The 11,911-nt window shown below is 45.4% G+C and carries 7 protein-coding genes; all 7 read left to right on the forward strand.

Features of this window, described 5'->3' with window-relative positions:
- Positions 1–44: 44 nt before the first annotated feature.
- A complete protein-coding gene (locus KV201_RS18525) occupies positions 45–2,855 on the forward strand; it encodes a transporter substrate-binding domain-containing protein (RefSeq protein ID WP_226060177.1) in 2,811 nt (936 codons plus the stop codon).
- A gap of 184 nt (positions 2,856–3,039) precedes the next feature.
- Positions 3,040–4,818: an aspartate--tRNA ligase gene (aspS, locus tag KV201_RS18530; RefSeq protein ID WP_012089298.1), complete on the forward strand. Its 1,779-nt coding sequence runs from the start codon at positions 3,040–3,042 to the stop codon at positions 4,816–4,818.
- A 308-nt stretch (positions 4,819–5,126) separates the two neighbouring features.
- The gene (locus tag KV201_RS18535; RefSeq protein ID WP_006081744.1) at positions 5,127–5,873 is read left to right on the forward strand and encodes a YebC/PmpR family DNA-binding transcriptional regulator; all 747 of its coding nucleotides are present in this window, start codon (positions 5,127–5,129) and stop codon (positions 5,871–5,873) included.
- Between the two features lie 120 nt (positions 5,874–5,993).
- A complete protein-coding gene (gene ruvC / locus KV201_RS18540) occupies positions 5,994–6,515 on the forward strand; it encodes a crossover junction endodeoxyribonuclease RuvC (RefSeq protein ID WP_006081743.1) in 522 nt (173 codons plus the stop codon).
- Positions 6,512–7,129, forward strand: a complete 618-nt coding sequence (ruvA, locus tag KV201_RS18545; RefSeq protein ID WP_006081742.1) for a Holliday junction branch migration protein RuvA — start codon at positions 6,512–6,514, stop codon at positions 7,127–7,129. Before ruvC ends, ruvA begins: the two co-directional genes overlap by 4 nt.
- Before the next feature lie 47 nt (positions 7,130–7,176).
- Entirely contained in the window at positions 7,177–8,181 is a 1,005-nt protein-coding gene (gene ruvB, locus KV201_RS18550) for a Holliday junction branch migration DNA helicase RuvB (RefSeq protein ID WP_006081741.1), read from the forward strand.
- A 1,011-nt stretch (positions 8,182–9,192) separates the two neighbouring features.
- Positions 9,193–11,760: a TonB-dependent siderophore receptor gene (locus KV201_RS18555; RefSeq protein ID WP_226060178.1), complete on the forward strand. Its 2,568-nt coding sequence runs from the start codon at positions 9,193–9,195 to the stop codon at positions 11,758–11,760.
- Positions 11,761–11,911: the final 151 nt, after the last annotated feature.

Below are 11,911 nucleotides of genomic sequence, written 5' to 3' on the forward strand. Positions count from 1 at the left end.
GATAACAAAATCGTTACATGTACATCAAGTACTAAGGGCTCAACTTGAAGTTTGTGATCCACTTAATCGTGATCTTGTGCAGCTGTTTTTTGAGCATAACAGGGCAGGCAAGTCCATTGCCCGACGAGCCATTAATCGTGGTGATGGGTGAAGATAGCTTTCCCTATCAATATGTCGACAACGATGGTGAGCCGACCGGACTACTGGTCGATTTATGGAAAGAGTGGGCGAAACAAAGCCATACCCAAGTGGTTTTTGTGGCGCGCCACTGGCACGAATCCCTTGATCAACTGCGGCAAGGTAAGGCGCAAGTGCATATCGGCATGGGGAAAACCCCAGAGCGTGAGCAAGAGTTCGACTTTGCTGAGCCCATCGCCGATGTCGGCACTTTTTTATATCTGCATAAATCCCTGCAGGGTAAAAAGTCCATTAAAGAACTCATTCCCTTTCAAATTGGTGTGGTGGCGGCTTCATCCCACGAAGCAGAATTGCACCGTATCGAACCTCAGCTCGTGTTTAAACGCTACGAAAGTCGTGAGAAATTACTCGCTGGGGTTGCCGCTGGTGAGATTATGGTGTTTGCGGGCTTAGAAGGTTATTTGAAAGATCCCGCTTCATCCCAAGAGATTGCCGCGAATTATCCCAATACGGCGCGAATCCAGATAAAGGCGATGCAGTTCGTTCCTGCGGTCAAAAAGGGCAATCTTGATTTAGTTGACAGGATTAATAAAGGTTTCACCGCGCTCGATCCGCACTTTATCCAGCAAACGGAGCGACGATGGCTTGGCTATCAACGTCAACAAGCTGGGATTGTTATTTCCATGCAACTGGGCGCCGAGCCTTTTGTGGACTTAGGGGTCGATGGTTTACCCCATGGCTTGTATGTGGACATGTGGCAATTGTGGTCCGAGAAAACGGGTATCGCCGTTGATTTTATTTCTGGCGATATGAACTCCAGTGTGGATGATGTGCGCCGAGGTCTTGCCGATGCGCACATTGGTTATCCAGAGAGTGATGATGTCAAAACTGGGCTTAATCGGGCTTGGCACTTATATACAGTTAAGAGCCGCTTGTTTCTCTTTCAGCAGCAGTTGACCGATTTAGACAGCTTAAAAGGTAAACGTATTGGTGTGGTGCCGACGGCGCCTTATCTGGTGGAGTTACGTAAAGCCTTACCCCAAATGGCACTGCGCTATTACGACAATATGGATGCCATGGTCGCGGGCGCAAGATCGGGCGAGATTGTTGGTTTTGTGGCTTCGGGTGCATGGACATCCCATTATTTACTGCTCAATAAAGGCTGGTCTGACTTTAGCCAGTATCCCAATCTCGAATTTAGCACCAACATTTATGTGCTGACTCGCAGTGATGATCCGGGCCTGACACAGCGGATCGCCAATGGCTTTAACAATATTAGCAATCAAGAGTTTGCCGATATTGAAAATAAATGGATGCTCAATCCCAAAGATCATGTTTTTACCCAAGCTGAGCGCCATGTCAGCCTAAGCCCTGCAGAACAGGCCTATGTGGAAAGTGTAGGCGAGCTTAAAGTGGGCTATTTAAAGCAGTGGCCGCCGATGGAGTTTATGGATGAGCAGGGCGAGTTTGCGGGGATCAATAGCGATATCGTCAAATTACTCAAGGAACAGCTCAAACTTAAGCTGACGCCCGTTGCCTTTGATGATTGGCATTCGTTAATCGACGCACTGCAAAAGGGCGAGGTAAGTTTAGCCGGCAGTGTCGCCCAAACGGCGGAGCGCCAGCAGCGTTTAGCGTTTAGTGAGGCATATTGGCCATCGCCGTGGGCATTAGTGTCGCAATTGGAGCAAGTCTCGGTATTCAATATTGCCCAGCTCGCAGGACAAAGGGTAGCTGTGGTCGAAGGCTATCATTTGGTGGCGCAATTGATGAGTCTTGAACCTTCACTCAAGTTAGTGATAGTGCCAAATACGCAGGCGGGATTGGCGGCGGTGACGAATGGCAATGCGGATGTGTTTATCGATAAAGTGGTGACGTTGGCGTCTGAACTTAAAACCAGCCACTACCCGACGCTGAAAATGTCGCTGCTGAGTGATCTTGCCGATCAGCATAGCCATATTGGTGTTTATCCTCAGTTTGCGCCGCTGGTGCCACTGATTAACAAAGCCTTAGCCTTGATTGACGCTCAGCATCAACAGCAAATTTATACGCGTTGGGTGTCATTTTCTGTCGCGACAGAGAGCGCTAAATATCTGCTATGGCTGCGTTATATCGTATTTGGCGTGATTATTTTGTGCTTAGTGATGGTGGCAGTGTTGTTAGTGAATCGCCGCTTAAATCGTGAGATCACCCAGCGATTAGTCGCTGAAAAACGTTTGCTGCATGTGGCGAACCACGATGCTTTGACTCAGTTACCTAACCGCGCCTTGCTCGATGACAGATTAGCCCAAGCTTTGCTGTCCCATCAGCGCGAGCAAGCGCATTTTGCCTTGTTATTTATTGATCTGGATGGCTTTAAACAAATCAATGATCAACATGGTCATCCGATTGGCGATGAATTGCTGGTACAGGTTGCCCAAAAGTTAACCAAGGTTATCCGTGGATCAGATACCGTGGCGCGATTTGGCGGCGATGAATTTGTTATCCTGCTAAATCGTGTGCAAGATCTCGATGCTGCAACCCAAGTTGCTGATAATATTCTACAGGCACTGTCGAGCCCTTTGCTTATTCAAGGCGTCAGTGTCAGCATAGCGGTCAGTATGGGCGTGGTGATTTACCCCCGCGATGGTGATACTGCGATAGGCTTATTGAAAAAAGCCGATCAGCTGATGTACCAAGCAAAAAGTTGCGGCGGGCGTTGTTATCGCTCTGCTTGATGTTTTTTTGAACGCTCATGCTCAGATAGTGCGTTCGCCTCTAGTCAAGGGCGTAAAACTGTTTGATACTTCACCGCCTAAGTGTGAAGTACTTTGGTAATCGGCATTATTTTACTATAATGCCGCTTTTATCTCGTTTTGATTATTTCCAAAGCACCGGTTTCCGGATAAAGGATAGAGTTAGATGCGCAGTCATTATTGTGGAGACGTCAATAAGTCTCACGTTGGACAAGAAGTTACCTTGGTAGGTTGGGTTAATCGTAGCCGTGATTTGGGTGGCGTTGTCTTTTTAGATTTAAGAGACAGAGAAGGTCTGATCCAAGTGGTCTATGATCCAGACTTACCTGAGGTGTTCAATGTCGCCAGCACGCTGCGCGCCGAATTTTGCGTTCAGGTTAAAGGCCTAGTTCGCGCCCGTCCTGACAGCCAAGTCAATGGTCAAATGAAGACGGGTGAGATTGAAGTCTTAGGCCAAGCCTTGACTATCATCAACGCTGCCGATCCACTGCCATTGAGCATGGATAACTACCAGAACAACAGCGAAGAGCAACGTCTTAAGTATCGTTACTTAGATTTACGTCGTCCAGAAATGGCGCAGCGATTAATTTTCCGCGCTAAAGTGACCAGTTCTGTGCGTCGTTTCCTCGACTCAAACGGTTTCTTAGACATAGAAACACCAATCCTGACGAAGGCAACCCCAGAAGGTGCCCGCGATTATTTAGTACCAAGCCGGACTTATAAAGGTCAGTTCTTTGCCTTGCCACAATCGCCACAGCTGTTTAAACAGTTGCTTATGATGTCAGGCTTTGATCGTTACTATCAAATCGTAAAATGCTTCCGTGATGAAGATTTACGTGCCGACCGCCAGCCAGAATTTACCCAAATCGATATCGAAACGTCTTTCATGAGCTCTGAGCAAGTGATGGCGAAAACCGAAGAGATGATGCGCGGTCTGTTCCTTGAAATGCTGAACGTCGATCTGGGCGAGTTCCCACGCATGACCTACAACGAAGCGATGCGTCGTTTCGGTTCAGATAAGCCCGATTTACGTAACCCATTAGAGCTGGTGGACATTGCCGATTTACTCAAAGAAGTGGAATTTGCGGTATTCTCTGGTCCTGCTAACGACGAAGAAGGCCGTGTTGCTGCACTGCGTATTCCAGGCGGCGCTGCACTGTCTCGTAAGCAAATAGATGATTATACGAAGTTTGTTGGCATCTATGGTGCTAAAGGCTTAGCGTGGATGAAGATTAATGACCTAAGCCTTGGCTTAGAAGGCATTCAATCACCTGTGCTGAAATTCTTAAACGAAAGCATAGTCAATGAAATCGTCAGCCGCACTGGCGCGCAAACTGGCGATATTATCCTGTTTGGTGCTGACCAAGCGACAGTGGTTGCCGAATCTATGGGCGCACTGCGTCTTAAAGCGGGCGAAGATTTTAACTTATTACAAGGCGAATGGCGTCCACTGTGGGTGGTTGACTTCCCAATGTTTGAGAAAATCAACGGCAATTTCCACGCTGTTCACCATCCGTTCACCGCTCCGCGCGGCGTAACGGCGGCAGAACTTGAAGCTAACCCAGCAAATCGTGTTTCTGATGCTTACGATATGGTATTAAACGGCTGCGAATTAGGCGGTGGTTCAGTGCGTATTCACAACCAAGAAATGCAGTCTGCGGTATTCCGTATTTTGGGTATTACCGACGAAGAAGCTAAAGAGAAGTTCGGCTTCTTGTTAGAAGCGCTGCGTTACGGTACTCCGCCACATGCAGGTTTAGCGTTTGGTTTAGACCGCATCATCATGCTGATGACGGGCGCAAGCTCAATCCGCGATGTGATGGCGTTCCCGAAAACGACTACAGCCGCTTGTCCGCTGACTAACGCACCAGGATTTGCTAATCCACAGCAGTTAGCTGAACTTGGCATTGCCGTGGTTGAGAAAGCCGTTAAAACTGAAGACTGATCTTTCGTAAGAGGACTTTTGTAAATCGATATTATGCAAATCGACCTTATTCAAGTCGACGTTGTGTAGCTCGTTTTGTGAAAGGCGATTGGCATTAGTCGATTGGCGTTAGTCTATTAGCATTAGTCCTTATCAGTTATTTTTAGTCGTACCGAAAACCGAGGCGCAAGCCTCGGTCTGTTTTAGTGAACCGTCATTTCTTTGCTTATCAATATCAGTTAGTTCAATCCTACATAGCCGTTATTCAATCCATTACACCTCGGCTCTTGATAAGCTATGCGATGACACCTCAGTTAAGGAGACTTCCCATGGCAGGTCACAGTAAATGGGCCAACATTAAGCACCGTAAAGCAGCTCAAGATGCTAAACGCGGTAAACTCTTTACTAAATTCATTCGCGAATTAACCGTCGCAGCCCGTGAAGGCGGCTCAGATCCCGATTCCAATCCACGATTACGTGTCGCCATTGATAAAGCCCTTGGCGGCAATATGACCCGCGATACGGTTGAGCGCGCGATTAAACGCGGCGCCGGTGAGTTGGAAGGTCAGCAACTCGAAACCATTCTCTATGAAGGTTATGGCCCAGGCGGCACCGCTGTGATGGTCGAAACCATGACGGACAATCGTAATCGGACTGTGAGCGGTGTGCGCAATGCGTTTAGTAAATCGGGCGGTAACTTAGGCACGGATGGGTCGGTTTCTTATCTGTTCACTAAGCGTGGGGTGTTATCCTATGCGCCGGGAACCGATGAAGATGCATTGATGGAAGCGGCGCTTGAAGCGGGTGCGGAAGATATCGTCAGCTATGATGATGGCGCGATTGATGTGTTCACCGATCCCGTTGATTTCTATATGGTGAAAGATGCGCTCGATAAAGCGAGTTTTGTGGCAGATAACGCTGAAATCGCTATGATAGCCTCGACGAAAGCTGAGCTTGATCTAGACACCGCCGAAAAATTTATGCGCCTTATTGATACCCTTGAAGATCATGACGATGTGCAAGAAGTGTATCATAATGCAGAAATCTCCGATGACGTGATGGCAAGCCTAGGTTAGATTGACTGTGAGCTGGATTTGGGCGTCAATGTAGGCCAATTTCAGCTCGCACACGCTAACCTAGAACACTCGCTAATCTAGGAACTGAGACGAACATTCAGATCCCATATAAGGCATGTAATGGCAATTATTTTAGGTGTTGACCCAGGTTCGCGGATCACAGGCTACGGCGTGATCCAATGTCAGGGACGGCATCAGATTTACCTCGGCAGTGGCTGTATTCGCACTTCGTCTGAAGAGCTTCCTGGCAGGCTTAAGCAAATTTTTGATGGGATCACTGAAATTATTCGTCAGTATCAACCGGACGAATTTGCGATTGAACGGGTATTTATGGCAAAAAATGCCGATTCTGCGCTCAAACTTGGCCAAGCACGTGGCGCGGCGATTGTTGCCGCCACGGTCGCCAATCTACCTGTGGCGGAATACAGTGCGACTCAAATTAAAAGCGCAGTCGTTGGTACGGGGCGAGCACAGAAAGCCCAAGTACAACACATGATCCAACAACTACTTAAATTACCCGCAGCCCCACAAGCTGACGCCGCAGATGCACTCGGTGTTGCTGTGTGTCATTATCACACCAGCCAGAGTTTAATTGCATTGAGTGGCCGGGCAACGGCAAGAACATACGGACGGTACAGATGATAGGTCGTTTACGGGGCGTGTTAGTTGAGAAACAAGCACCAGAAATTTTGATCGATGTTAATGGTGTGGGTTACGAGTTGCAGATGCCGCTCACCAGTTTTTATGAGCTGCCTGAAGTTAACCATGAAACTATGGTCTACACCCACTTTGTGGTGCGTGAAGATGCACAGTTACTCTATGGTTTTATCACTAAACAGGAAAGAGCCTTATTTCGCTTACTGATCAAGACCAATGGCGTGGGTCCCAAGCTTGCACTGACCATTTTATCTGGCATGACAGCCGGAGAATTTGTGGGTTGTGTTGAGCGCGATGACATAGTGACCTTAGTGAAATTACCCGGTGTGGGTAAGAAGACCGCCGAGCGTTTACTAGTAGAAATGCGCGATAAGCTCAAGAGCTTGATGGAAGCCTCAGCAGGTTCAGAGCGTGAGTTTGTGCTGCAATCTAATTACTCTCCTGCGCCGACAGTCAATAGTGCTGAAGAAGACGCTATTTCAGCTTTAATTTCGCTGGGTTATAAACCGCCGCAGGCGAGTAAATCAGTTTCTGCAGCCTACAAAGAAGGTATGGATTCAGAAACTCTGATCAAAGCTGCCCTTAAGTCGATGCTTTAATTGAATAATGATGATAATTAAGATGAAAGCTGCGAGAAGGAAGAACAATGATTGAGGCAGACAGACTCATCCAGCCGCAGATCCAAGCTCAAGATGAATCCATCGACAGGGCAATGCGCCCTAAAATGCTCGATGAATACACTGGCCAAGATGACACTCGGGCGCAGCTTAAGGTGTTTATTCAAGCGGCGAAGAATCGTAACGAAGCCTTAGACCATATGCTGATCTACGGCCCGCCAGGATTGGGAAAAACTACCTTGGCTATGATTGTGGCGAACGAGATGGGGGTAAACATTAAATCCACCTCGGGGCCCGTACTTGAAAAAGCGGGGGATCTCGCCGCGCTTCTGACCAATCTTGAATCCGGTGATGTGTTATTCATCGATGAAATACACCGATTAAGCCCTGTGGTAGAAGAGATTTTGTATCCTGCGATGGAAGATTATCAGCTGGATATCATGATAGGTGAAGGACCGGCGGCGCGTTCTATCAAGCTTGATTTACCGCCGTTCACTCTAGTGGGCGCGACAACACGGGCAGGGGCATTAACCTCACCACTTCGGGCGCGTTTTGGGATCCCGCTGCGGCTTGAGTTCTATAACATCAAAGATTTAAGCACCATAGTCACGCGTTCGGCGCAGGTAATGGAGCTGGATATTGATGCCGAAGGCGCATTTGAAATCGCACGCCGTTCACGCGGCACACCGCGAATAGCCAACCGATTGCTGCGCCGCGTGCGCGATTACGCGCAGGTGAAGCATGATGGCGCAGTCACCAAGTTTGTGGCCGAACACGCTTTAGACTTATTAGATGTGGATAGTGAAGGTTTCGATTATATGGACCGCAAGCTATTACTGGCCATTATTGACAAGTTTATGGGCGGACCCGTTGGGCTAGATAACTTAGCCGCGGCCATAGGCGAAGAACGTGAAACCATCGAAGATGTGTTAGAACCTTTCTTGATCCAACAAGGGTTTATCCAACGTACGCCCCGCGGCCGAATTGCAACCGCACGGGCATACCAGCATTTTGAGTTGATCAAACCCGAATAGCCATCTGCTTGATAATACCGATAATGAAAGGCGACCTAAGAGGTCGCTTTTTTATGGTTAAAATTTACCTTTGTGTACAATTTGGGTGAAGTAAAAGCGACTCTTGAACAAAAAAGACTATGTTTTAAGAGACGTTCATTGTAGAGGATGTAAGGATTTTTGTGAGTATACATATATCGGTTTGTCATTATTAAGTTGTTTCAATTAATGCACGTATTACAGCCATTTTTAGGTTTTTATTAATACAGAAATAATGATATCTACATAAATACTGATTATTTATAGCTAATTAGCTAAACCGATATTTATTAACAAATGTATCTACTCGGTGTGTTTTTTGCACTATAAAAGGCCGATTTACTTATTGGAACTGCTTTTTACTTAGATTAACTTAACTTTACAAATAGGGTTTAGCTTATTAAATCCTCAAAATAAATAATCGATTTAGTTATCTTTTTAACAGACGCGTTATGCGGAATTTTTTGTAGATATATTGTTTCCATTCAGTGTGTGGCAATATTTTTTTTGCATAAATATTACAATTGATACTGACTGCATCTTTCCTTATGTGCTGATTTAGCACATTTATCTTAGGGTTTTAAGTGTCAGGTTAGTTGCTCATGTTTATAGCTATGCATTTTTAACAATAGTTAATCAACATTCTGTTCTAAGTTGTGGTTATAGCTATTTGCTAAAGTGTGATCTGCGTCACATTTATCGATACTCGATATGTTTCTGCATTGTTATTTATTAACAGTATTAGCAGCTGTTTATTTGTCATTACTAAGTCTTAACGCCTGACATATTGTATAAATTAAGTATTATAAAAAATAACATCTATAAAATTAAACACAAGGCACCATATTTATTAACAATAACTTTCTGTTGGTTAATATTTTGAGCGTTGACGGAATTAAAGTGAATCCTCAGTATCGACTGCAACACTAGTACAGCAATAGTTGTACAAGCTGTAAGCATAAAAATAATAGTAAGACTAGGGAGCATTCATACATGATCAAAAGAACCAAAGTTGCGTCGGCTATTAACTTAGCTATCGTTGCATCTATCACTTCAGGTGCATTTGTTACGACAAGCGTATTTGCAGCGGAAGAAAAAGCAAAAGTTGAACGTATTGAAGTCACGGGTTCACGCATCCAACGCCAAGATATGGAAACAGCTTCTCCTGTGACCGTTATTGATGCAGCCGCGATTAAAGCAGAAGGTTTCACTTCTGTAGACCAAATGCTACAAGTACAAACCTCAATGGCAGGCGCTGCCGTTGGGTCGAGCACTAACAACGGTGCTGATGGCGTTGCGCAAGTTGATTTACGTGGTATGGGTTCACAACGAACGCTTGTATTACTGAATGGCCGTCGTATGGTGAACTCAGGTTCTGGTGCCGATAGTTCAGTCGATTTGAACTCAATCCCAGTGGCTATGATTGCCCGTGTTGAAATTCTGAAAGATGGCGCTTCTGCGGTTTACGGTTCAGATGCGATTGCTGGTGTAGTGAACATTATTACTAAGAAAGACTTTGAGGGTTTCCAATTAGACTTCAACGGTAGTGGCACTGATAAAGGCGATGGCCGTAATGGCGACGTAAGTGCATTATACGGTTTCAATACTGATGGCGGTAACTACACTTTTGGTGCTGCCTATTCTGACCGTCGTGGCGTGATTCAATCTGACCGTAGCTGGACTAAGCCTGGTTCTAGCTCTTTTGTACCAAATGGTGGACTCGTAGGTAACGTTCTAGATGAAAACGGCCAGCCTGTTCTTGATGAAGATGGTGTTAATGAGAAAGAAGTCAAAATTAATCAAGGACAAAATTGGAGTCCATTAGAAAATGGTTACAATTTTACCCAAGATAGTTTTTATCAAACTCCGAGCGAGCGTCGTAGCTTATTTGCGAATATGACGCAAGAGCTCGGTAATGATGTTGTGTTAACTGCAGATGCTCTATACACAAACCGACGCTCTAACCAACAGCTAGCTCCACAACCTGCTGATATTATGTTGGATGTTTGTGGTCCTGATGTTGACCCAGCAAAATGTGTTACGTTAGATAACTCAATGGCTGCAGCTGGCATCGTTGCAGATGATGGTATGGTTAACTATCGTCGTCGTATGAATGATGTTGGACCACGTATTTATTCTCAAGATACTGATACTTGGCGTTTATCCGCTGGTTTAGCGGGTTCTTTAGATGTCCATACAGGTATGAACTGGGATGTTACTTATACCTATGGTAAAAACCAGGCTAAAACTGCTGTTGCAAACTCTATCAATGCTAAAGATGTTGCTAATTCAATATATGCTGACCAAGATGCTTGGTTTAGTGGCGCAGAATTATCAAAGCAAATTGGTAATGATGTAAGCTATACAGAAATGGCAAATGGTGGTAATGAGCAGCAAACGCTGTCAGCTGGTCTAAACGGTGAGTTATTCGATTTAAAAGCGGGCGCTGTTGGCTTTGCAATTGGTGCTGAATATCGTCGTGAAAGTGGTTTCTATAATCCAGATCCAATTGTTGTTGCGGGTGAAAGTACTGCTTCACAACAAGATCCTACTGACGGTAACTACAACGTAATTTCAATTTTCCAAGAAGTTAGCGTGCCTTTTACTGAGAAATTAACCGGTGAATTTGCACTGCGTTTAGACGATTACTCAACATTTGGTAAAGCAACGACTTGGAAGATTGGTTTAACCTATGCGGCGACTGATGACCTGATGGTTCGTGGTGTTGCAGCTACAGGTTTCCGTGCTCCGAGCGTAAGTGAGCTTTATGGCGGCAACTCAGGTTCATTCGATTACCTAAAAGATCCTTGGGGTAAAGAACTAGATGAGCAAATTGAAGTTAACCGTATATCAGATGCAGATCTTAAGCCTGAAGAGTCAGAATCATTTACTGCTGGTTTAGTGTATTCACCAAGCTACATTGATGGTATGTCTGTGACTCTTGATTACTGGCGCTTCAAAGTAACTAATGCAATCGCTCGTGCTAATACTCAAGATGGCTTAGATGCATGTTATGCTGGTGATACTGCAGCTTGTGATCAATTCAATATTGGCGCAGGCGGTGATTTAACAAACCTGTCGAATGCATTAACTAACGTTGGTACTCAGGACACGAGTGGTATCGATTTCAACCTAGCGTATAATTTCGAACTGATTGGTCTAGATTGGAAAGTAAATAACGATACAACTTATTTAGTCGACTTCGAACAGGATGGTCAAACTTATACGGGCACTATCGATGGTAACTTCGGTGCTTATGCGCGTGTACGTAATAACTTTAGTCTTTCAGCAGGCCAAGATGACTGGAGTGTTATGTACTTCAATCGCTACATAGGTGGTATGACAGACTTGGCGAAAGGCTATGATGTTGATTCGGTTCTTTACCACAATATTTCTGGTACTTATCATATCAATGACATGACTACTGTCAGTTTAGGTGTTAAAAACTTCACTGATGAAGAGCCATCACGCGTATCTAACGGTAGCGATGGTGGTACAGTTCCAGAAGTGTATGACACTATCGGTCGTGTAATATACGGTGGTGTAACGGTTAAGTTCTAAGCTAAGTTAATACTCTTAGTGTTTAAAAAGCGCCTTAGGGTAATGCCGTTCACTTAAGAGTGAACGGCATTTTTATTTGGTCTAACCGGAAACTTGTTTTTGCTCATTTTAAGGACTCTTGGATAAGCCCTTTCCCGTTTACCATCCAACT

The sequence above is a fragment of the Shewanella sp. SR1 genome (assembly GCF_020447145.1).
Lineage (GTDB): Bacteria > Pseudomonadota > Gammaproteobacteria > Enterobacterales > Shewanellaceae > Shewanella > Shewanella baltica.

Bases quoted from the DNA above. Each gene is read 5' to 3' on its own strand.
- KV201_RS18535 (WP_006081744.1), top strand. From the start codon at position 5,127: ATGGCAGGTCACAGTAAATGGGCCAACATTAAGCACCGTAAAGCAGCT.
- ruvB (WP_006081741.1), top strand. From the start codon at position 7,177: ATGATTGAGGCAGACAGACTCATCCAGCCGCAGATCCAAGCTCAAGAT.
- aspS (WP_012089298.1), top strand. From the start codon at position 3,040: ATGCGCAGTCATTATTGTGGAGACGTCAATAAGTCTCACGTTGGACAA.
- ruvC (WP_006081743.1), top strand. From the start codon at position 5,994: ATGGCAATTATTTTAGGTGTTGACCCAGGTTCGCGGATCACAGGCTAC.
- ruvA (WP_006081742.1), top strand. From the start codon at position 6,512: ATGATAGGTCGTTTACGGGGCGTGTTAGTTGAGAAACAAGCACCAGAA.
- KV201_RS18555 (WP_226060178.1), top strand. From the start codon at position 9,193: ATGATCAAAAGAACCAAAGTTGCGTCGGCTATTAACTTAGCTATCGTT.